This window comes from Sporosarcina sp. SG10008 (genome assembly GCF_044569405.1).
Taxonomy (GTDB): domain Bacteria; phylum Bacillota; class Bacilli; order Bacillales_A; family Planococcaceae; genus Sporosarcina; species Sporosarcina psychrophila.
In genome coordinates this window covers 3,500,860-3,522,380 of sequence record NZ_CP172607.1, presented here as the reverse complement: position 1 = coordinate 3,522,380, position 21,521 = coordinate 3,500,860, and the positions used below count along the sequence as shown (strand labels likewise).

Below are 21,521 nucleotides of genomic sequence, written 5' to 3'. Positions count from 1 at the left end.
CCTTCTTTTAAGAGTTTTTCGGAGCTCTTCATAAAGTTTTTACTATAGAGTATTCATTCATTATAAGGGGGATTTTATTCATGAAGTTTTTCATCGATACAGCTAATTTTGAAGAAATCAAAGAAGCGCATACTTGGGGCATACTATCAGGAGTTACAACAAATCCTTCACTTGTTGCGAAAGAAGATGTACCTTTTCATGATAGGTTGCGAGAAATTGCAGCACTTGTCCCTGGTTCAGTCAGTGCAGAAGTCATCGCACTTGATGCTGAAGGCATGATCAAAGAAGGACGAGTATTGGCAGAAATTGCTCCAAATATTACGGTGAAATTGCCAATGACACCTGAAGGATTGAAAGCTTGTGCGGTCTTTTCACAGGAAGGCATCAAAACAAACGTAACACTTATCTTCAGTGCAAATCAGGCACTTCTTGCAGCACGTGCAGGAGCGACATATGTTTCCCCATTCCTCGGCAGACTCGATGACATTGGACAAGATGGCATGGCATTGGTCTCTACAATTGCAGATATCTTCTCAATTCACAATATCAAAACAGAAATTATTGCTGCATCCATCCGCAGCCCACAGCATATTACAGACGCAGCGCTTAGTGGTGCAGATATTGCAACGACACCTTTCAACGTGTTGACGCAGCTATTCAAGCACCCACTTACGGATAAAGGAATCGAAGCATTTCTTGCGGACTGGGAAACTAGAAAGAACAAGTAAGGCATCAAAGGAGAGTCATATGGACGTTTATAAAATAACAGGCGGCAAACCATTACGAGGTTCAATTAAAGTGAGTGGCGCTAAAAACAGTGCAGTTGCACTTATCCCTGCTTCTATTCTGGCTGATTCCCTAGTTACAATCGAAGGACTGCCAGAAATTTCGGATGTCGTTACCCTTCAGGCGCTACTGGAAGATATCGGTGGGAAAGTTGAATTTAATAAAGGAACGATGACGATTGATCCAACAGAAATGATGTCGATGCCACTTCCGAACGGTAACGTGAAGAAGCTTCGTGCATCCTACTATATGATGGGCGCGATGCTTGGAAGATTCAAGCACGCGGTCATCGGCTTGCCAGGTGGTTGTCATCTGGGGCCACGACCAATAGATCAGCATATCAAAGGTTTCGAAGCGCTCGGCGCGAAAGTAACCAACGAACACGGTGCCATCTATTTGCGTGCGGAAGAATTACGCGGTGCAAAAATCTATTTGGACGTCATCAGTGTTGGTGCAACAATTAATATCATGCTCGCAGCAGTTCTCGCAAAGGGTCGTACGACAATTGAGAATGCAGCGAAGGAACCTGAAATCATTGACGTCGCTACACTGTTGTCCAATATGGGTGCGAAAATTAAGGGCGCAGGAACGAATGTCATTCGTATAGATGGCGTGGAAAAACTTCACGGCACAAAACATACAATTATACCTGATCGAATTGAGGCAGGTACTTTTATGATTATGGCCGCAGCAGCGGGCGATGGCGTTACAATTGACAATGTCATACCGTTCCATGTTGAGGCGCTCACGGCGAAACTTCGTGAAATGGGTGTGGATATTGTTGAAGGAGAAGAACAAATCTTCATTCCAAAGTCGAGAAATCTGCAAGCCGTCGATGTGAAAACACTTGTATATCCAGGTTTTCCAACGGATCTCCAACAGCCATTTTCTGTGTTACTATCGCAAGCAGCTGGACCTTCCGTCATTACGGATACAGTTTACTCGGCTAGATTTAAGCATATCGACGAGCTCACAAGAATGAATGCTGATGCGCGAGTTGAAGGACGGTCGGCGATTCTAGCTGGACCGACGCCGCTTCAGGCGGCAACAGTACGCGCATCCGACCTTCGCGCAGGGGCCGCGCTCGTTATTGCGGGACTCATTGCCGACGGAGTGACGGAAGTACAAGAAATTCAGCACATCGAGCGCGGGTATAGCTCCCTTATCGAAAAACTTCAGGGAATTGGAGCGGATATCCGCAAAGTATCGATTTCGAAAGAAGCAATCGTGGGCGAATGAACGACCCAGCACCAGAAAAAATTATGCTATAATTAGTCAGAGTGGCAAAACTTACGGGATTTAACCGTATACCAGGAGGCACACAAATGGAACGCAGTTTATCGATGGAATTAGTTCGTGTTACAGAAGCAGCAGCAGTATCAGCTTCACGCTGGATGGGACGCGGCTTGAAAAATGAGGCGGATGACGCTGCAACAACAGCAATGCGTACAGTATTCGATACTATTCCGATGCAAGGGATTGTCGTAATTGGTGAAGGGGAAATGGACGAAGCACCGATGCTTTATATTGGTGAAAAGCTAGGGACTGGAATTGGTCCTGAAGTGGACGTCGCTGTTGACCCGCTTGAAGGAACAAATATTGTCGCAGCAGGCGGCTGGAACGCACTTGCAGTTCTAGCTATTGCGGATAAAGGCAATCTTTTGAATGCACCAGATATGTATATGAACAAAATCGCTGTTGGCCCTGAAGCGGTTGGTAAAATCGATATCGATGCATCCGTAACTGAAAACCTTATGGCTGTTGCTAAGGCTAAAAATAAAAACATTGGTGACATTGTTGCAACTGTTCTTAACAGGGAACGTCACGCTGCTATCATCGAAGAAATTCGGGCTTCAGGCGCACGCATTAAGCTTATCAATGATGGTGACGTTGCAGCAGCCATCAATACTGCTTTTGATGAAACCGGAGTAGACATTTTATTCGGACTTGGCGGAGCACCAGAAGGTGTTATTGCTGCAGTTGGATTGAAATGCCTTGGCGGCGAAATTCAGGGTAGACTGGTTCCGTCAAATGATGCAGAACGTGAACGTTGTATCAAGATGGGAATCGACGTCGACAAAGTGCTTTACATGGACGACCTTGTCAAAGGGGACGACGCCATATTCGCTGCAACTGGCGTAACAGATGGAGAACTTCTTCGTGGCGTGCAATTTAAAGGCGGTTACTGTGAAACACATTCATTAGTCATGCGTTCGAAATCCGGCACAATTCGTTTTGTTGAAGGCCGTCACAGCATGGAGAAAAAACCTCTGCTTGTCATGCAAGACTGATATAGCTCATCGCCCGGTCATAAACCGGGCATCTTCGCTTGTATAGGAAGTACCTGTATATATCCAGGAGGTCCTCGTCTGAAGTGGACCTTCAGGATATATTCATTATGATATACCTTCCTAGATTAACCTCAAAAATTCAACCCATTAACCTAAAGAGTGGTGCCAAAAGATGACAGTGCTAACAATATCAGCGTTGGAGAATATGATCTTAAAAGAGTTATATGCCCATGCAAAAGAATATAAAATTGCTTATTACAGCAAGTTGACGAAAAGGGAACTTATTTTTGCTATATTGAAATCGAGGGCGGAACAGGAAGGCTTCTTCTTCATGGAAGGTGTTCTTGAAATTATTCAATCCGAGGGCTACGGCTTCCTTCGTCCAATCAACTACTCACCAAGTTCGGAAGATATTTATATATCCGCTTCACAAATCCGACGTTTCGATCTTCGAAACGGTGATAAAGTAAGTGGGAAAGTTCGGCCACCAAAAGAATCAGAACGCTATTACGGTCTTCTACAAGTGGAAGCTGTCAATGGAGAAGATCCAGAAGTAGCACGTGAACGCGTGCATTTCCCGGCTCTAACTCCTCTTTATCCAGACCGTCATATCAAACTTGAAACGGATCCATTAAAGCTATCGACACGTATTATGGATCTTATCTCACCGGTTGGTTTCGGTCAGCGTGGACTCATTGCAGCTCCGCCAAAAGCAGGGAAAACATTGTTATTGAAGGAAATTGCGAATTCAATTACACTGAATCATCCTGACGCGGAACTGATTGTTCTTCTGATTGATGAAAGACCAGAAGAAGTGACTGATATCGAACGCTCCGTTAAGGCCGATGTCGTCAGCTCAACATTCGATGAGTTACCAGAAAATCACGTCAAAGTGGCGGAACTTGTATTAGAACGGGCGATGCGACTTGTAGAGCATAAGCGGGATGTTATCATTCTTATGGATTCCATCACACGGCTTGCGCGCGCGTATAACCTTGTTATTCCATCAAGTGGACGCACACTGTCAGGTGGTATCGATCCAGCTGCATTCCATCGTCCAAAACGATTTTTCGGGGCAGCACGTAATCTTGAAGAAGGCGGTAGCTTGACCATTCTTGCGACGGCTTTGATTGACACAGGTTCACGCATGGATGAAGTCATCTATGAAGAATTCAAAGGGACAGGCAATATGGAATTGCATCTTGACCGCAATCTTGCGGAACGACGGATCTTCCCAGCGCTCGACATACGCCGCTCAGGTACACGGAAAGAAGAATTGCTTATTCCAGCTGACCAGCTTGAAAAGCTATGGGCGATTCGTAAAACATTTTCCGATTCGCATGACTTTACAGAACGTTTCATGAAGAAATTGCGTCTCACAAAAACAAATGAAGAGTTCTTCGATAAATTAAATGACGAAATGAAAGCCCACCGTAATGGTAAAGGGTTGCTATAATCAAAAGCCCATGGTGACTGCTTTGCCTAAGTAAACTAAGCGAAGGCGCCTTACAAGGGGGAGCCGAAGCCCTAAGACTGGCGGCGAAGCTGCTTGACTTAGGGCGGGAGGCATCCCCGAGCGCCGTAGCGAATTTAGTGGAATTCTTTAGTACAGCATATGTCGTAGCAAATAAAATAGTTGCATCTACAAAAAAAACTTGTTATAATATTTTAGGTAACTTAAATAATATCTGCGTGCATATACGGTTGACGAATACGGACCGTGTAAGGCATCAGTCTTATAATACAACTCTGTTCCAGATGGTTCAGGGCGAAAGGAGAGAGATTGATGAAAGCAGCAATTCACCCAGCTTATAAAGTAGCAACTGTTACTTGTTCATGTGGTAACACATTTGAAACAGGTTCTGTAAGAGAGGACATCCGAATTGAAGTTTGTTCGGAATGCCACCCATTCTACACTGGACGCCAGAAATTTGCTCAAGCGGACGGACGTGTCGACCGCTTCAACAAAAAATATGGTCTCAAAGAAGAAGGCCGCGAAGAAGAAGGCCAAGAGTAAGATTTTCACAATACCCGTCAGGTGCACATGCGCCGGGCGGGTATTTCTTTTTGGAGAAAAATGTGACTAACACATTTAGGTCTGAAATAAAAGACGTTAAATGCAACTGATTTTAGGGTATGATAGATAATCTAATGATATGAAAATAAATAATTATATAGAGGCAACTGGAAGGAGATTCACCATGTACGTAACAATGCAAGGCGGTTGGATTGAGGTCATTTGCGGTAGTATGTTTTCAGGGAAATCCGAGGAATTGATTCGACGAATAAGAAGATCGCAGTTCGCTAAACAAAAAATTGCGGTATTCAAACCGGAAATCGATGATCGTTTTAGCGAAGAAGCCGTCGTCAGCCATAATGGGACAACTGTTATCGCGAATCCGATTGCTAGCTCAAACCATATTGAGCAGTTTGTCACCGAAGATTATGACGTAATCGCAATCGATGAAGCTCAATTCTTCGACGAAGGTATCGTCGACGTCGTGATGGAATTGGCCAATCGTGGATTCCGAGTAATCGTTGCTGGACTTGACCAGGATTTCCGAGGCGAACCATTCGGGCCGATGCCACGTCTAATGGCTGTGGCTGAACACGTTACCAAATTACAGGCTGTCTGCACAGTGTGTGGCTCGCCCTCTAGCCGAACGCAGCGCCTCATTAACGGCACGCCTGCGGGCTATGATGATCCCATTATTCTAGTCGGCGCTTCAGAAGCGTACGAACCAAGATGTCGCAAGCACCACGAAGTACCAAAAGGCGTAACAGCTACAGCAACTGTAAAAGGATAACAGCAATCAAGCCCGTCCGGCAGAAGAGGGCGGGTTTTTTAGTGTGAATGGGTGCGGGTATTGGTGTTGCCATGTTTCTTTAGAATGTTGTCTAGTTTTTCTGTAACGTTACGAACTTCGAACGAAACGTTGTTAACTTCCGCAAGAACGTTGCGAACTTCGTGCGAAGCGTTGCTTACATTCGCCGAAATGTTGTCTACATTCACCGAAACGTTGCGAACTTCACGCACAACGTTAGCATCAGTGAAATAATTGTATTTACCAAGAGATTTCCCGTACAATAAACGTACAAAACAGTCCTGAAAATGAGGTGTCCACAATGTTTGAAAGGTTACAAGCAGTAGAAGACCGATATGATCATTTGAATGAAATGCTCAGTGATCCCGCGGTAGTAAGTGACATGACGAAACTCCGGGAGTACTCGATAGAACAATCCGGCTTACAGGAAAAAGTTGAAGTCTATCGTGACTATAAACATGCAAAAGCTGAACTTAAAAGCGCTAAAGAAATGTTGAACGAATCTCTCGACGATGAAATGAAAGAACTTGTCAAAATGGAAGTTTCCGAACTGGAAGACCAAATCGAATCATTCGAAGGAAAGTTAAAGTTATTGCTCGTGCCAAAAGATCCGAATGATAACAAGAACGTTATTATGGAAATCCGGGGCGCAGCAGGTGGCGATGAAGCGGCATTATTTGCCGGTAGCTTATTCCGCATGTACAGCCGTTTCGCGGAAATGAACCACTGGAAAGTCGAAGTGTTGGATTCGTCTCCGACAGAACTCGGTGGCTTTAAAGAAATTATTTTCTTGATTAATGGAACGGGTGCTTATTCAAAATTGAAATATGAAAACGGAGCGCACCGTGTACAGCGGGTCCCGGAAACTGAATCCGGTGGGCGTACACATACATCGACAGCAACTGTCGCATGCCTTCCTGAAGCAGAAGAAGTTGAAATTGTTATTCATGAAAAAGACATTCGGACGGATACATTTGCATCATCCGGTCCTGGAGGTCAGTCGGTCAACACAACAATGTCCGCCGTTCGGTTGACGCATCTTCCAACAGGCATCACTGTGTCGATTCAAGATGAGAAATCGCAAATCAAAAATAAAGAAAAAGCGATGAAAGTATTACGGGCACGCGTTTCTGATAAATTCACACGTGAAATCCAAGATGAGTACGATGAAAAAAGGAAATCAGCAGTCGGTACAGGCGACCGTTCTGAGCGGATTCGCACATACAACTTCCCACAAAATCGGGTAACTGATCACCGTATCGGCCTGACGATCCAGAAACTTGATCAGATTATTGAAGGTAAACTCGATGAAGTTATCGACGCACTTATTATGGAAGAACAGGCATATCGGCTAGAAAGTTTGGATCGTAATGACTGAAAAAATCTATGAAGCTCTTCAGCGGGCTTCTTCTTTATTGGAACAACAAGGCATTGAACCACATGCTGCACAGCTCCTTATGGAATTTGTCACACAAAAGTCTAGGGCTTCTTTATTTGCAGATGTACAGGAACAACTTACAGGCGAACAACACAAGGACTTTTGGGATAAAACCGACGAACTGCTCGAAGGAAGACCCGTACAATATGTAATTGGTGAAGAAGGTTTCTACGGCTACACCTTCAAAGTGGATGAAAATGTTCTTATCCCGCGTCCAGAAACAGAAGAGCTCGTTTACGGCGCGCTTGAACGAAGCCAGAAACTCTTCGCCACTAAAAAAATTACCGTTGCAGATATCGGAACAGGTAGCGGTGCAATCGCAGTTTCATTCAAAAAAGAATGGTCCGAAGCTCTCGTTACTGCAACGGACATCAGTGAAGGTGCGCTTGCAATCGCGAAGCATAACGCAAAAGCAAATGACGCCGACGTGACTTTCCTACAAGGCGATCTTACTGCACCGATTGCGAAGGACAAATGGGATGTCGTGTTATCCAACCCGCCCTATATCGCACATGATGAAGCGACTTTAATGTCAGGTACAGTCCTCGATCACGAACCGCATAATGCATTATTTGCGGATGAAGATGGACTTTACTTTTATCGAAAACTTGCTGAAACATTGCCGCCACTTATGAACAAGCCCTCCCTCGTAGCAGTCGAAATCGGTTACCTTCAGGGGCCAGATGTGCATAAGTTATTCACAGAGGCATTTCCGGAGGCTTTAGTTGAAACAGTAAAAGATATTAACGGCAAAGATCGAATGATATTTTGCGAGACTCGTGAATAAATCCCCCTTACTCTGGCAACAATGCAGAGTAGGAGGGGATAAAGATGTTAACAGACTACGAGATTATCAGAAAGAAAACTATAGTTCAAAAATTGGTGCCTTATATTGAATTTATTATCCTGCTTATCATTATTCATGCCTTCATAGCGGTATTCTTAACGGCGACGGAAGAGGATGATGCTATCCGTTTCAGATTGCTTGCCCATTCAGATACGCCCGCAGATCAGCAGATTAAAATAGGGATTCAACGTGAAATTCAGCCGCTAATCGAAAACGCAGTTAATAAGTCATATTCGAAACGAGAGCTTGGGGATAACTTGGCGGCGCTCGAAAGCGAAATCCTTGAAATTGCTAACGCCATGTCAAACGGTGCTACTATTTCACTTGAACGAAAAGAAGCATTATTTCCACCGAAGCGGTCAGGTCTATTTATTAGCCCACAAGCAACATATGATGCCTATATTTTGACAATTGGTAGTGGACGTGGGGATAACTGGTGGTGTGCAATGTTCCCGAAAATCTGTTTCCCGGATAAGAAAGAGGAAGAAGAGGAAAAAGTCACTTTTTTCGTCTGGGAGTGGATAAAAGGGCTATTCGCATAAAGTTACTAACAAAGTTTGTGGATAAAGTGATTAAAATGTGTATAAGTGGGGGATTAGCTCATGGAAACAAAAGTTGTTTCAGTGGATAACTTTATGGATAACGAAAAAAACTATAAACAGGCTGTGGATATTTTAAAAAGTGGCGGTGTCGTCGCGTTTCCTACGGAGACAGTATACGGTTTAGGCGCACTTGCAACTGATGAGTTAGCGGTACAAAAAATATTCGAAGCAAAAGGCAGACCTTCCGACAACCCACTCATCGTACATATTGGTAATAAAGAACAAGTCTTCAACTATGCGACGGATATTTCCGCAGATGCAGAAAAGCTGATGGATACGTTTTGGCCTGGTCCATTGACGCTTGTCTTTCACAAAATACCAGGCGTCATCGCCCCGAACGTAACACCCGGCGTTGAGACCGTGGGCGTACGAATGCCGGATCATCCGGTTGCATTAGGACTTCTACGCGCACTCGGTGAACCGCTTGCAGCACCGAGTGCTAATCAAAGCGGTAAACCGAGCCCAACTGAAGCGGCTCATGTACATAAAGATCTTGATGGGCTCATTCCACTCATTCTTGACGGGGGACAAACTGGTGTTGGCGTGGAGTCAACCGTATTGGATTTGACGACCATTCCGCCCACTATTTTACGGCCAGGGGGGACAACGCAAGAAATGATTGAGAGCATCGTTGGTCCTGTAAATTCTGAAACAAAGTCGCCTGGTGAACAAGCACCACGTTCCCCCGGTATGAAGTATTTGCACTATGCACCGGAAGCTCCTCTTTATGTCATTAATTACGACGTGGATAAAATTTATGCAGCTATTGATAAGCTTCATGCTGAAGGCAAGAAGGTCGCGCTGATTGGGCCAGATGAATTGGGCGTTTCAGGCGCTGATTGGTACTTTGCAATTGGTGTGGCAGGTAACAATGAAGCAATGGCGACAAATTTATACGGAGCGCTCCGTAAGTGTGATTTGACGGAAGCGGATCTTATTCTAGCTGTTGAAACGGACTTGGCTGGAGTTGGCGCCGCTGTCATGAACAGATTAATGAAAGCGGCCGAAGGAAAACACTTTATGAACTGAAGCTAATACGAATGACCTCCTCAAATGCCGCATAAGATGAACCGATGCGGTATTCGGGGAGGTTTTATTTTGGCGGAATTATTTGCGGCTGGCATTACGACCTTAGATGTTTTAGTCATTTATTCATTCCTGCAAGTAAATAAAGGGAAACTTACGTTAGCGCTTTGGACGTCATTTCTTAATATGGCTTTCCCGTTTCTTGGATTCGTTACTGGGGAGTTATCCGCACATATATTTACAGTGTGGAGCAGTATATTATCAGGCGTAATGCTTGGGTTGATAGGTATACATATGTTGTTACAAAGTGATACACCGAGCTCTTCATCGAAACAAGTTTCTCCTTTTATCATTGCATTCGCCGTAAGTATCGACGCTTTTTCAGTTAGTGTTTCATTTGGTATGCTCCAAATGGATAAAGTTCTATTTATCGTGGCATCGGGAGCGTTTACTTTTATTTTTTCCTGTGCTGCGCTCTTATTAAAAGGACGTCTAGGCCTTAAAAATGGGAAAGCACTAAGACTAATTGCAGGATTCGCTTTAATAATAATAGGAGTATTGTCATGTTTTCGTTGAAATTTGATGTTTCTTTATTCGCAAAACTCGGCTATTCTAAAGAGAGAGGGTGAAAATAATGAATATATATTTGATTTGCACCGGAAACACGTGTAGAAGCCCGATGGCAGAGGCAATTCTTCGTTCCAGAGGGATTGAGAATGTGTCAGTTCGTTCAGCGGGTGTTCACGCACAAGATGGCTGGCCGATTTCTCTGAACGCGAAAACGCTTATCGAAGAAGCGGACATGCTTTACACGCCCGTTTCAAGAGCTGTTTCAAGTGAGGATTTGAAGTGGGCTGATGTTGTTTTAACAATGACAGAAGGGCACAAAGCAAATCTCATTTACTCCCACCCAGAAGTAAAATACAAAACATTTACACTAAAAGGATTTGTGAAACCGGATTCAACTGGCGATGTGTATGACCCGTACGGAGGCGATATCGATACATATCGGCATGTGTTCAATGAGTTGTCGGGAATTATCGATGTGCTTGAACAGAAATTGATGGAGGAATCGTGATGAGAGAAAAAAGGGGAAAAAAGTTTGGATTAAAGAGAAAGCTTATTCTATTTATAACAATACTTGCGATTGTCACTTACACAACGAGTGCCTTATTCATTAATGTCGTACAACCACAATTTTTTCCGAAATTTGAACCGTTCTGGTTTGCAGTGATGACATATGGAATGGGAATATTTTGGTCGGGCGTGTTAGCGGCACTCTTCAGTACGATTTTAACGAAACCATTACAAAATCTTGAGAAAGCGGCTAACAAAGTCGCAGATGGCGAAATCGGAACGGATATTGTACTGCCGAACTCGTCTGATGAAATCCGCTCAGTGGCGGAAGCGTTTCAGCATATGGTCCTTAATTTGCGTACGATAGTAGGGCAAATTGAGACGAATTATGAAAAGACGGCCACTACAGTTGATAGCTTATCTGCTGAAACCGGAGCCGCTGCGAGACAGGCGGATGCAGTAGCATCTACGATCAAGGAAATAGCCTCGGGTGCAGAGGAATCGGCGATCGCCATCCAAGAAACAGCGGAAGCGATTGAAGATGTTCGGTTATTGGCTGTTGAAGTGAGCAACAGGGCTGAAGATTCATCTGAACGCTCAAAAGAGATGCTTGAGGAACTTGTACGAACGACAGAGGTATTCCGTATGCTTGTCGATGGCATCCGAAATATGTCTTCACAAAGTGAACTATCACTTGGCACAATTAGGCAACTGGATCATAATGCACAAAAAATCGGTGAAATCGTCCAGCTTGTCGGTAACATTGCGGCACAGACAAATTTATTGGCGCTGAACGCATCCATCGAGGCGGCGCGTGCAGGTGAACATGGTAAAGGATTTGCGGTAGTTGCAGAAGAAGTGCGTGTACTCGCCGATGAAAGCGCCAAAGCAGTACAGGGGATTTCTAATCTTGTAGTAACTATTCAAACCGATGTTACAAAAGTTGTGAAGGAAATGGAAGAACAAGTGAAGACGGCGGCGACCGAAGCAGACCGTGCCAATGAAACGAGTGAAAATGTCGAAGCAATGGCGTCTAAAGTGAACGGCATGGCAGATTCCGTCGTAGAAATCACGAAATTTGTCGAACTTCAGCTGACAAATATAGAGACAACCGCACGCCAATCACAGGAAGTCGCAGCAATTGCGGAACAAACATCCGCTGGTGCGCTTGAAGTCGGAGCGGCAACAGAGGAACAAGTTCAATCAATTGAACAGGCAGATGCGATGGCGAGTGAACTGAAGAGCCAATCCGAAGATCTATATAATGTCATTAGCCAGTTCGACATAACGAAAAGTGGAAGCAGCCGTTAAGACGCGACAGGCATAAGGCGGAAAGGATGGCAGTCTAAGGTCGCGACGTCCTGTCGCAATGACTGCATGACCTGCAGGATGCAGGCCCGAGTGGCGTCCTTTGCCACATAGCTGAGCCGCCTTATGACCCGAACGTCTGACAGGACATAACGAAAAGCGGAAGCAACCGTTAAGACGTGACGTCCTGTCGTAATATGGGGGATGAAGTTCGATCCTTCCCCACTGAATCCTTTAGGTTAGGGAGCCAGACAATAAGAAAATTCGATTTACAGCCCAATTTTCATTAGGGCTGTGTTTTTTTTGCCGAAAAATGATAGAATGAGTTGTGAGTATATTATGAAAAGAGGGATCCTGTGAAAATCGCGATTTCTTCAGACCATGGCGGAAACAATCTTCGTCAGGAAATTATCAAGTTATTAGCAGAGTTAGGATTGGAATTTGTAGATCTTGGTCCGGATTCGAATGAGGCAGTTGACTTTCCGGACTATGCGACACCCGTCGCAAATGGAGTAGCATCGGGAGATTTCGACCGAGGCATTCTTATTTGTGGAACAGGGATTGGCATGTCTATTGCAGCAAATAAAGTAAAAGGTATTCGCTGTGCGCTTGTTCATGACGTCTTCAGTGCGAAAGCCACAAGGCAGCATAACGACTCAAACATCCTTGCGATGGGAGAACGTGTCATCGGACCAGGTCATGCAAGGGAAGTAGTTGCAGCTTGGTTAAACACGCAATTCGAAGGCGGACGCCATGAACGCCGCATCGGCAAGCTCATGGAACTGGAAAACTAACGAAAAGCGGAAGGCGCCGTTTAGACGCGACAGGCATAAGACGGACCGACGAAGTGGCGCTTTTTGCCACGTAGCCGGGCTGGCATATGACCCTAGCGTCTGGCGTCTGCAGCTAGACACTAACTAAATTTAAAGGAAGGCAGTCTAAGTTCGCGACATCGTGTCGCAACGACTGCATGACCCACTTCGTGTGGGCCCAAGCGCCTGATTAGCCCCGAAAAGCGCTGGAAGTCTTGACGACAAAGGCGTCCTTTGCCTTTTCGGCAAGACTGAAGCGACCCGAGGGGCTAGGCGCTGGAACTAGACACCATAAGAAGGCAGGTGGTATAAAGTGGACGCTTTGAATTTATGGAAGCTTCAACTCGAGCAGCTTTTAGCGGAAATGGCTGAACAGACAGACCTTATACCGGGCACAATTTTCGTCATCGGCTGCTCGACCTCTGAAATTGCCGGTAAACGAATCGGTACTGGAGGGGCGCTTGAAATTGGAAAAGCGCTATACGACCCCTTAAAAGACTTTGCCAAAAAACATAAACTATTTCTTGCATTCCAAGGATGTGAACATATTAACAGGGCGCTGACAATTGAACGTCACGCGGCTGAAAAGTTCATGCTAGAGCCAGTTTCAGTCATTCCAATGATAGATGCGGGTGGTTCAATGTCGGCCTACGCCTATCAGCATATGAATGACCCTGTAGTTGTAGAGGAAATTCGCGCAAGTGCAGGCATCGATATTGGACAAACATTAATCGGCATGCATTTGAAACGGGTTGCTGTCCCTTTACGCACATCAATTGGGCAAATCGGCAATGCAGTTGTCACGGTCGCAACAACCAGACCGAAGTTAATAGGTGGAATTAGAGCAACATATTTAGAATAGCGGAAGCGGCCCGCATAGACGCGACAGGCGCAAGACGGAAAAGGAACGCAGCCTAATATCGCCACTTCCTGTGGCAACAAAGAGGGATGCAGTTCAATCCCTCTCCGCCGCATGACCCACTTCGTGTGGGCCTCCGAGCGTCTGGCCGCTGTAGACTGGACAAAAAAATAGATGATGAAGGGGAATGAGAATATGGAATTGAACAAATTGGGCAACGTACAACGTGAAGATGAGGCAGTATACGAAGCGATTATGGCGGAGAAAAAGCGTCAACAGTCAAATATTGAACTAATTGCATCTGAAAACTTCGTAACAGAAGCGGTTATGGAAGCACAAGGTTCTTATTTAACGAACAAATACGCTGAGGGCTACCCTGGCAAACGCTATTACGGCGGTTGCGAACATGTCGACGTCGTTGAAAATATTGCACGTGACCGAGTGAAAGAAATCTTCGGCGCGGAATATGCAAACGTTCAGCCGCACTCTGGTGCACAAGCAAATATGGCTGTTTATTTTGCAGTACTTGAGCCTGGAGATACAGTTCTTGGTATGAATCTTTCGCACGGCGGTCACTTGACACACGGAAGCCCAGTTAACTTCTCAGGTAAATTGTATAACTTTGTTGATTACGGAGTGAGCAAGGAAGATGAGCTAATTGACTACGAAGATGTCCGTCAAAAAGCGCTTGAGCATAAGCCGAAAATGATCGTAGCGGGTGCGAGTGCCTATCCACGTGAAATTGATTTTGCTAAGTTCCGTGAAATTGCGGATGAAGTGGGCGCGTACCTATTCGTCGACATGGCGCATATCGCAGGGCTTGTAGCAGTCGGCGAACATCAAAACCCAGTTCCGCATGCACACTTCGTCACTTCGACAACGCATAAAACATTACGCGGACCTCGTGGTGGACTTATTCTTTCTACAGAGGAATTTGGTCGTAAACTTGACAAGTCAATCTTCCCAGGAGTTCAAGGTGGACCATTGATGCACGTTATTGCTGCAAAAGCGGTGGCATTTGGCGAAGCACAGAAACCGGAATTCAAAACGTATATCCAACAAGTGAAGAGCAATGCGAAAGCATTAGCTGAAGCGCTAATAGCTGAAGGTGTAGACATCGTATCCGGCGGAACAGATAACCATTTGGTTTTGCTTAACCTGCGTTCACTTGAAATCACGGGTAAAATTGCAGAGCACGCACTAGATGAAGTCGGCATCACTACGAACAAAAACACGATTCCATATGACACTGAAAGCCCGTTTGTTACTTCGGGAGTACGACTTGGAACACCAGCTGTTACAACACGTGGTTTCAAGGAAGAAGAAATGCGAGAAATCGCATCGATCATGGCGAAGGTTCTGAAAAATCATGAAGACGAAGCTGTGAAAAAAGAAGCTCAGCAACGTGTTACCGCATTGACGGACAAATTTCCGCTATATGCATAATATCTAAAGAAATAAGCCGCTATCAATATGGATGGCGGCTTATTTTTTCTTTCACTTGAAGGGGGGTTGAATGATGGGTAATCCTAGAAAAACACAGACTGAAAAAGCTGAAAAAGCAATATTGTTTAATTGGCTTCAACGTTTTGGAAGTCGTTTTCGAACAGGTTTCATTTTGACGGATCCATCTGTTTCAGACGATCCAGTTGTTTTTATCAATGAAGCATTTACAGAAATTACGGGCTACCCGTCCGAAGAAGTAATTGGGCAAAATTTGCGATTCATGCAAGGCGAAGAAACCGACATGGAGCTTATTGAGGAAATTAATAAGAAACTTCGCAAGGGAATGCCTGCGAATGCCGAGATCCTTCATTATAGAAAAGACGGTACTCCATTTTGGAATGAGCTTGTCATCCAGCCGCTCGTCGACGAAAAAGGGGAAGTTTTATTTACCTCTTCTTTCATTTTAGATGTGACTGAACGGAAAAAAGACGAATCCCTACTTCGATTACAAGAGGAGATTTTTTTAGGGATAAATACGGGAGCAGAACTCTCTGATTTATTACAAAAGATAGGAACCGTTGTCGAATCTTTCTTTCCGAAAGGGTCTGTATGTTCGATTCTTTTCAAAGAGCAAAATGATGGGTGGTACATCGGAGCAGCGGATTCAGTACCTGATCAATTGCTTGGAGAAATATTGGATAATGAGGCACTTGAAACCAGTTATATATCAGAAGATGTGATAGTCATGGAAAATAATCAAGAGAAAGTTCTACAAGGAGAAAAACCGGTAATTGATTTCCATTCGAACTGGTCGGTTCCGACATTTGACAGTGAAGATGAAATGGACGGACTCGTAACGGTGTTCGTGAAGAAAAACGGAAATCCAACAGAAACTCAAATTCAGTTTCTCAAAAAGATGGTCCCGATTGTCCAAATGACGAGAAAGCATTATACACAGCAGGCAGAGTATCGCAGGCTTGCTTTTACTGACCCGCAAACAGGATTGCCGAACCGTCATGCGTTTTTGAACCAACTTAAACATAATCTCTTAGATGGTCAAGGCCATTTTGTTGCGGTCATAGAACCAGGTGAATACGCAAAAATAGTTGACCTATATGGAAGAAATGCAGCCGATGAATTGTTTATCCAGCTGGGCAAACGAATCGAAAAAGCAGGGAAAAGAAACTCGAACTTTATCGGGCGTTTTTCAAGTGCATCACTCGTTATAACGGGTGAAAGCGGTGAAGGGAACTACCTTTTCGAATTAGGTACGATTGTTACGGAACCGTTCATTGTTGCGGGACAGGAACTGTTTATCACACTGAAAATCGGAATTTCATTTTCCGAAGGTGACAAAAAAAGTGAAGAGGAACTGCTGCGCCGGGCGGATATAGCTATGACAGACGCGAAAAAGAAGCCTGGCAATGCGATGTCATTTTACAGGGATCTTCAAAACGAAGAAACAATCAAAGAAATGAAGATTTTCAATGAATTATCGAAAGCACTTATTGGACAGGAAATCGATGTCTACCTTCAGCCCAAAGTCGATTTGAAAGATGGAGCAATCATTGGCTTCGAAGCGCTTGCTCGCTGGTTTTCACCGGTGCTAGGCCCAGTTCCGCCGAATCTTTTCATCCCAGCCGCTGAAAATATGGGTAAAATCATTGAACTGGAAATAATTATATTATCAAAAGTAATGGAATGGCTGCGGAAACGTCAAAAGACAGGTGAAAAGATGTATCAGGTGGCCGTCAATATTTCTGTCCACCATTTCTTTGACCGGACTTTCGTCGATAAGTTAATAAGGCTAGCTGATAACCATGACCTTTCACCCGAGTATATTATGTTGGAAATGACGGAGAGTATCGGACTCGTTGACATACAAAAGGCGAAATCGATTTTTCGTGCACTAAATGCGGCAGGCTTTGAAATATCCGTCGATGATTTTGGTGTCGGCTATTCTTCGCTCAGCTATTTGCCTCAATTACCTCTTTGCGAATTGAAGATTGATCGAAGTTTCATTAGTGAGCTTGATGAACCGGGCACGCTCGCAGTCGTCAGAACAATCATTCAACTGGCTGAAAACCTTAATTTGACAACAGTTGCAGAAGGAATCGAAGAGGAAAGACATATTGAAATTTTACGTAATCTAGGCTGTAAAGTGGGGCAGGGTTTCTACTATTATAAGCCAATGCCTTTGCAAGAAATTCAGCGATTGCTTGCCGAATAGTTAGACATTAAGTAGTCAGATGTCTAGCGTACCTGAACTGGAATATATCTGTTATAATGAACAGGACATTCTAATAAAGGGGCGAATATTAATGCCGAAAATACATGTTTTTGACCATCCACTTATCCAACATAAACTTACGTACATACGTGATATCGAGACAGGAACGAAAGAATTCCGTGAGCTTGTCGATGAAGTAGCGACACTTATGGCTTACGAAATCACGCGCGAACTTCCACTTAAGGAAGTGGAAGTTCAAACGCCGGTCTGTAAAGCTAAATCGAGCGTACTTGCAGGCAAGAAACTTGGAATCGTTCCAATCTTACGTGCAGGTATTGGTATGGTAGATGGAATTCTAAAATTAATTCCAGCAGCAAAAGTAGGACATATCGGCCTGTACCGTGACCCTGAAACGTTGCAACCCATCGAATATTACGTAAAACTACCTTCCGATGTATCGGAACGTGACTTCATTCTCGTCGATCCGATGCTTGCAACGGGCGGATCTGCAATTGCAGCGGTCGAATCGTTGAAGAGCCGCGGTGCGAAAAACATTAAGTTCATGTGTCTAATTGCTGCTCCAGAAGGTGTGAAAGCATTGACAGATGCACATCCTGATGTGGATATTTATATCGCTGCGATGGATGAAAAATTGGATGAAAAAGGCTACATCGTACCAGGACTTGGTGATGCTGGCGACCGTCTATTCGGAACAAAATGATTTGGAAGGCGTGAAGATATTGACAAAGAAATGGAAAGTGATGACGATTTTCGGTACAAGACCGGAGGCCATTAAAATGGCTCCGCTTGTGTTGGAATTGCAAAAGCATTCGGACGACATCGAATCGATTGTGACGGTTACAGCGCAACATCGTGAAATGCTGGACCAAGTGCTTCACACATTCGGTATCACACCAGATTTTGATCTTAATATCATGAAAGATCGGCAAACACTTGTTGATGTTGCAACACGCGGACTCGAAGGGCTTGACCGCATCATGAAAGAAGCACAACCCGATATCGTACTGGTCCACGGAGATACGTCGACAACTTTCATCGGTGGACTTGCAGCGTTTTACAACCGAGTTTCGGTTGGACATGTTGAAGCAGGGCTTCGTACGTGGGATAAATATTCACCGTACCCGGAAGAAATGAATCGACAGCTAACAGGCGTCATTGCTGATCTTCATTTTTCACCGACAGAACAATCGGCTAACAATTTGATAGCCGAAGGAAAATCGAAAGATCGCATCTATATCACGGGAAATACTGCGATTGATGCGCTTCAAACGACAGTGCGTGAAGAGTACTCACACCCTGTTCTCGATAAAATCGGAACGGACAGGCTTATATTACTAACTGCACATCGTCGTGAAAACCTTGGTGAACCAATGCGCAACATGTTCCGTGCTATAAACCGGTTACTTGTGAAACATGATGATATCCAAGTTATCTATCCTGTTCACATGAATCCGGCAGTGCGCGAAGTAGCTGATGAACTTCTTGGAGGCAACAACCGCATTCATCTGATCGAACCGCTTGAAGTTGTTGACTTCCACAATTTTGCAGCACGATCACACATTATCTTGACGGACTCAGGTGGTATCCAAGAAGAAGCGCCTTCACTTGGCAAACCGGTTATCGTCTTGCGCGATACAACCGAACGCCCGGAAGGTATCAAAGCGGGGACATTAAAACTTGCCGGTACGGATGAAGAAACAATCTTCACATTGACGGATGAACTTTTAACCAATGAAGCAGAATACAGCAGAATGGCGAAAGCGTCCAATCCATATGGTGACGGACACGCTTCTGAACGAATCGTTGAAGCGTTGAAAGAGTACTTATCTTCTATAGAATAACAAGTAGCACGACGACCGGATAAATCCGGTCGTATTTTTTTGGAATAGGGTCATGGAATTTCAAAAAAATAGGGAAAGTCCTAATTGAAAACCCAAAACCATTAATATTCATCGAACAACCTTCCAATTTTGTCGAATGTTTGACAATGTGAAGTCTTTGTGAAAAATTTCACTGTAATCAATTGACATCAAAATATGCCTAATGTATGCTTACAAAGGGTAAGAATGATAGGGTTTTCATATATGAAACGGCGACATAATGTGAATGTTAAGGCTGTGTTAGCATCCTATCGTTTTTTGACGGATGAGCAGAGGCTTAAATAGCATCATGCATTTGATTAAACGCAGCATCTGCCGAATTGCCTTCCATTCGACAATACTCGCACAACTTACAGGTTCCATCCTTTTCAGAGTCTTGCCAAGAATAGTGTAAGCGGCCTGCTTAGACTGGACAAATAACTGGCTGGACAGCGAAACGGGACCACCCCGCTTTTTCTTGTGATTTGCTTGCTACTAAGCCTTATCTCAATCGAAGTTGCAAGGCTCCATACAATTTGGAAATACGAATCAGGAGAATCACCTACATGCAAACATTGCAAGAAATTCATAGAAAGCAAAAGAAGGCTCTCTTTTTTTTGCTCGCATTGTTCGTTCTAGGGTGGGCATTAACTGATTTGAAGCCGATTTTCGCAGGATTAATTCTCGGATCTCTGTTCGGATTGTATAATTTTTGGATTCTTGTCCGTAGAATGGAGAGATTCGACAAGATTTTTACGGAGGGTAAGAAAAGAGCATCACTTGGAACGCTGATGCGTTTCGCATCCGGTGTGGCTGCGGCGGCAGTCGCGATTTCGCTGCCGGAACATTTTAACCTGGTTAGTTCGGTTATCGGGCTTATGATTCCTTACATCCTGCTATTGGCTGATGGGATTATATTCCGTACAAAAAACCATTAAAGCTTTTTCGAAGAAAAGAGCTTACATCGATTTTTGCTTTTTCGAAGAAATGAGCTAACATCGAACTTTTCTGTTTCTCAGAAAATGCTTAAACCGATTGTGAAAGGGAGGTGAACGAAACGTGACCCACGAAAATCCGACGAGAGTGTGGCTCGGATTGACATTTAACTTGTCAAACGTCCTTATGCTTTTCATCACGTGCCTGATTGTATTCCTTATCGCATTCATTGCAACACGTAAAATGCAACTGAAACCTACGGGTATGCAGAACTTTATGGAATGGATCATGGATTTCGTAAAAGGTATTATTAAGAACAATATGGACTGGAAAACAGGCGGGCGCTTCCATGTACTTGGAATAACGCTATTAATGTTTGTTTTCGTAGCCAACGTAATCGGACTTCCATTCTCTATTCAAGTGAATCACGTGCTGTGGTGGAAATCACCAACGGCAGATCCAACAGTCACATTGACACTTGCTGCAATGGTCGTTGTTTTATCGCATTACTACGGTATCAAATTATTGGGCCTCAAAGAATATGGGAAAGGTTATTTAAAACCAATGCCATTTATGGCCCCATTGAAAGTAATTGAGGAGTTTGCAAACACGCTGACACTTGGTCTGCGTCTTTACGGTAACATCTATGCAGGTGAGGTCCTACTTGGTCTTCTTGCAACACTTGGAGCAGGAAGTGTCTACGGCTTTGTCGGCGCCCTGGTTCCAGCACTCGCTTGGCAAGGGTTCTCGATCTTTATCGGAGCAATCCAGGCATTCATCTTTGTTATGTTATCGATGGTCTATATGGCGCATAAAGTCAAAACAGACCATTAAACATATACTGCCCGTTTAACGGGTGAACAAACAAAAAAACTCGAAAATATTAGGAGGAAATTATACTATGGGTTTATTAGCAGCTGCAATCGCAATCGGTCTTGGTGCACTTGGTGCAGGTATCGGTAACGGTCTTATCGTTTCAAAAACAGTTGAAGGGATCGCTCGTCAACCAGAAGCACGTGGCGTTCTTCAATCAACAATGTTCATCGGTGTTGCACTAGTTGAGGCGATTCCTATTATCGCAGTAGTAGTAGCGTTCATCGTTATGAACAAATAATAATTACCAACAGTAACAAAATGGCGAAGAGCGCACTACAAAGT

The 21,521-nt window shown here is 44.2% G+C and carries 22 protein-coding genes; all 22 read left to right on the top strand.

Features of this window, described 5'->3' with window-relative positions:
- Positions 1–80: 80 nt before the first annotated feature.
- The 22 genes from fsa (at position 81) to atpE (ending at position 21,477) form a co-directional block, all read left to right on the top strand.
- On the top strand, positions 81–728 hold the full coding sequence (gene fsa / locus ACGLYD_RS16495; RefSeq protein ID WP_067213173.1) for a fructose-6-phosphate aldolase: 648 nt from the start codon (positions 81–83) through the stop codon (positions 726–728).
- A 19-nt stretch (positions 729–747) separates the two neighbouring features.
- Positions 748–2,025, top strand: coding sequence for a UDP-N-acetylglucosamine 1-carboxyvinyltransferase (locus tag ACGLYD_RS16490; RefSeq protein ID WP_067213170.1), 1,278 nt, complete (start codon positions 748–750; stop codon positions 2,023–2,025).
- 86 nt (positions 2,026–2,111) lie between these two features.
- Positions 2,112–3,077, top strand: coding sequence for a class II fructose-bisphosphatase (gene glpX, locus ACGLYD_RS16485; RefSeq protein ID WP_067213167.1), 966 nt, complete (start codon positions 2,112–2,114; stop codon positions 3,075–3,077).
- 172 nt (positions 3,078–3,249) lie between these two features.
- Entirely contained in the window at positions 3,250–4,533 is a 1,284-nt protein-coding gene (rho, locus tag ACGLYD_RS16480) for a transcription termination factor Rho (protein ID WP_187045927.1), read from the top strand.
- Between the two features lie 330 nt (positions 4,534–4,863).
- The gene (gene rpmE / locus ACGLYD_RS16475) at positions 4,864–5,094 is read left to right on the top strand and encodes a 50S ribosomal protein L31 (protein ID WP_187045926.1); all 231 of its coding nucleotides are present in this window, start codon (positions 4,864–4,866) and stop codon (positions 5,092–5,094) included.
- A gap of 184 nt (positions 5,095–5,278) precedes the next feature.
- Entirely contained in the window at positions 5,279–5,884 is a 606-nt protein-coding gene (locus ACGLYD_RS16470) for a thymidine kinase (RefSeq protein ID WP_187045925.1), read from the top strand.
- 319 nt (positions 5,885–6,203) lie between these two features.
- Positions 6,204–7,280, top strand: a complete 1,077-nt coding sequence (gene prfA / locus ACGLYD_RS16465; protein WP_067213157.1) for a peptide chain release factor 1 — start codon at positions 6,204–6,206, stop codon at positions 7,278–7,280.
- Positions 7,273–8,127 (top strand): peptide chain release factor N(5)-glutamine methyltransferase, encoded by an 855-nt coding sequence (gene prmC / locus ACGLYD_RS16460; protein ID WP_340766917.1) that lies wholly within the window; start codon positions 7,273–7,275, stop codon positions 8,125–8,127. Before prfA ends, prmC begins: the two co-directional genes overlap by 8 nt.
- Positions 8,128–8,171: 44 nt before the next feature.
- Positions 8,172–8,729 carry a stage II sporulation protein R gene (locus ACGLYD_RS16455; protein ID WP_399629324.1) on the top strand — a complete coding sequence of 186 codons (558 nt, stop codon included), beginning with the start codon at positions 8,172–8,174 and terminating at the stop codon, positions 8,727–8,729.
- 60 nt (positions 8,730–8,789) lie between these two features.
- On the top strand, positions 8,790–9,818 hold the full coding sequence (locus tag ACGLYD_RS16450; protein WP_399629322.1) for an L-threonylcarbamoyladenylate synthase: 1,029 nt from the start codon (positions 8,790–8,792) through the stop codon (positions 9,816–9,818).
- A gap of 69 nt (positions 9,819–9,887) precedes the next feature.
- Complete coding sequence (locus ACGLYD_RS16445) at positions 9,888–10,391, top strand: manganese efflux pump (protein WP_338654949.1); 504 nt, start codon at positions 9,888–9,890, stop codon at positions 10,389–10,391.
- A 58-nt stretch (positions 10,392–10,449) separates the two neighbouring features.
- Positions 10,450–10,893, top strand: coding sequence for a low molecular weight protein arginine phosphatase (locus ACGLYD_RS16440; protein WP_187045919.1), 444 nt, complete (start codon positions 10,450–10,452; stop codon positions 10,891–10,893).
- Complete coding sequence (locus ACGLYD_RS16435; RefSeq protein ID WP_187045918.1) at positions 10,893–12,203, top strand: methyl-accepting chemotaxis protein; 1,311 nt, start codon at positions 10,893–10,895, stop codon at positions 12,201–12,203. Before ACGLYD_RS16440 ends, ACGLYD_RS16435 begins: the two co-directional genes overlap by 1 nt.
- A 353-nt stretch (positions 12,204–12,556) precedes the next feature.
- Complete coding sequence (gene rpiB, locus ACGLYD_RS16430; protein WP_067213140.1) at positions 12,557–12,994, top strand: ribose 5-phosphate isomerase B; 438 nt, start codon at positions 12,557–12,559, stop codon at positions 12,992–12,994.
- A gap of 382 nt (positions 12,995–13,376) precedes the next feature.
- Positions 13,377–13,874, top strand: a complete 498-nt coding sequence (locus ACGLYD_RS16425; protein WP_255428720.1) for a TIGR01440 family protein — start codon at positions 13,377–13,379, stop codon at positions 13,872–13,874.
- Between the two features lie 192 nt (positions 13,875–14,066).
- Positions 14,067–15,317, top strand: coding sequence for a serine hydroxymethyltransferase (gene glyA / locus ACGLYD_RS16420; RefSeq protein WP_304627092.1), 1,251 nt, complete (start codon positions 14,067–14,069; stop codon positions 15,315–15,317).
- A 70-nt stretch (positions 15,318–15,387) separates the two neighbouring features.
- Positions 15,388–17,547 carry an EAL domain-containing protein gene (locus ACGLYD_RS16415; RefSeq protein WP_399629315.1) on the top strand — a complete coding sequence of 720 codons (2,160 nt, stop codon included), beginning with the start codon at positions 15,388–15,390 and terminating at the stop codon, positions 17,545–17,547.
- 91 nt (positions 17,548–17,638) lie between these two features.
- Positions 17,639–18,268 (top strand): uracil phosphoribosyltransferase, encoded by a 630-nt coding sequence (upp, locus tag ACGLYD_RS16410; RefSeq protein WP_067213129.1) that lies wholly within the window; start codon positions 17,639–17,641, stop codon positions 18,266–18,268.
- 19 nt (positions 18,269–18,287) lie between these two features.
- Positions 18,288–19,409 carry a non-hydrolyzing UDP-N-acetylglucosamine 2-epimerase gene (gene wecB, locus ACGLYD_RS16405; RefSeq protein WP_067214075.1) on the top strand — a complete coding sequence of 374 codons (1,122 nt, stop codon included), beginning with the start codon at positions 18,288–18,290 and terminating at the stop codon, positions 19,407–19,409.
- Positions 19,410–19,993: 584 nt separating this feature from the next.
- Positions 19,994–20,365: an ATP synthase subunit I gene (locus ACGLYD_RS16400; protein WP_067213126.1), complete on the top strand. Its 372-nt coding sequence runs from the start codon at positions 19,994–19,996 to the stop codon at positions 20,363–20,365.
- Between the two features lie 121 nt (positions 20,366–20,486).
- Positions 20,487–21,197: a F0F1 ATP synthase subunit A gene (gene atpB / locus ACGLYD_RS16395; RefSeq protein ID WP_067213124.1), complete on the top strand. Its 711-nt coding sequence runs from the start codon at positions 20,487–20,489 to the stop codon at positions 21,195–21,197.
- Positions 21,198–21,264: 67 nt separating this feature from the next.
- A complete protein-coding gene (atpE, locus tag ACGLYD_RS16390; protein WP_067213121.1) occupies positions 21,265–21,477 on the top strand; it encodes a F0F1 ATP synthase subunit C in 213 nt (70 codons plus the stop codon).
- Positions 21,478–21,521 lie beyond the last annotated feature (44 nt).

What these genes read in the sequence shown, in the direction of transcription:
- fsa (WP_067213173.1), top strand. Translation starts at nt 81, where the DNA reads ATGAAGTTTTTCATCGATACAGCTAATTTTGAAGAAATCAAAGAAGCG.
- atpE (WP_067213121.1), top strand. Translation starts at nt 21,265, where the DNA reads ATGGGTTTATTAGCAGCTGCAATCGCAATCGGTCTTGGTGCACTTGGT.
- upp (WP_067213129.1), top strand. Translation starts at nt 17,639, where the DNA reads ATGCCGAAAATACATGTTTTTGACCATCCACTTATCCAACATAAACTT.
- rpmE (WP_187045926.1), top strand. Translation starts at nt 4,864, where the DNA reads ATGAAAGCAGCAATTCACCCAGCTTATAAAGTAGCAACTGTTACTTGT.
- glyA (WP_304627092.1), top strand. Translation starts at nt 14,067, where the DNA reads ATGGAATTGAACAAATTGGGCAACGTACAACGTGAAGATGAGGCAGTA.
- ACGLYD_RS16470 (WP_187045925.1), top strand. Translation starts at nt 5,279, where the DNA reads ATGTACGTAACAATGCAAGGCGGTTGGATTGAGGTCATTTGCGGTAGT.
- ACGLYD_RS16450 (WP_399629322.1), top strand. Translation starts at nt 8,790, where the DNA reads ATGGAAACAAAAGTTGTTTCAGTGGATAACTTTATGGATAACGAAAAA.
- ACGLYD_RS16490 (WP_067213170.1), top strand. Translation starts at nt 748, where the DNA reads ATGGACGTTTATAAAATAACAGGCGGCAAACCATTACGAGGTTCAATT.
- prfA (WP_067213157.1), top strand. Translation starts at nt 6,204, where the DNA reads ATGTTTGAAAGGTTACAAGCAGTAGAAGACCGATATGATCATTTGAAT.
- glpX (WP_067213167.1), top strand. Translation starts at nt 2,112, where the DNA reads ATGGAACGCAGTTTATCGATGGAATTAGTTCGTGTTACAGAAGCAGCA.
- ACGLYD_RS16455 (WP_399629324.1), top strand. Translation starts at nt 8,172, where the DNA reads ATGTTAACAGACTACGAGATTATCAGAAAGAAAACTATAGTTCAAAAA.
- ACGLYD_RS16425 (WP_255428720.1), top strand. Translation starts at nt 13,377, where the DNA reads ATGGCTGAACAGACAGACCTTATACCGGGCACAATTTTCGTCATCGGC.
- ACGLYD_RS16400 (WP_067213126.1), top strand. Translation starts at nt 19,994, where the DNA reads ATGCAAACATTGCAAGAAATTCATAGAAAGCAAAAGAAGGCTCTCTTT.
- ACGLYD_RS16435 (WP_187045918.1), top strand. Translation starts at nt 10,893, where the DNA reads ATGAGAGAAAAAAGGGGAAAAAAGTTTGGATTAAAGAGAAAGCTTATT.
- ACGLYD_RS16415 (WP_399629315.1), top strand. Translation starts at nt 15,388, where the DNA reads ATGATGGGTAATCCTAGAAAAACACAGACTGAAAAAGCTGAAAAAGCA.
- rho (WP_187045927.1), top strand. Translation starts at nt 3,250, where the DNA reads ATGACAGTGCTAACAATATCAGCGTTGGAGAATATGATCTTAAAAGAG.
- prmC (WP_340766917.1), top strand. Translation starts at nt 7,273, where the DNA reads ATGACTGAAAAAATCTATGAAGCTCTTCAGCGGGCTTCTTCTTTATTG.
- ACGLYD_RS16440 (WP_187045919.1), top strand. Translation starts at nt 10,450, where the DNA reads ATGAATATATATTTGATTTGCACCGGAAACACGTGTAGAAGCCCGATG.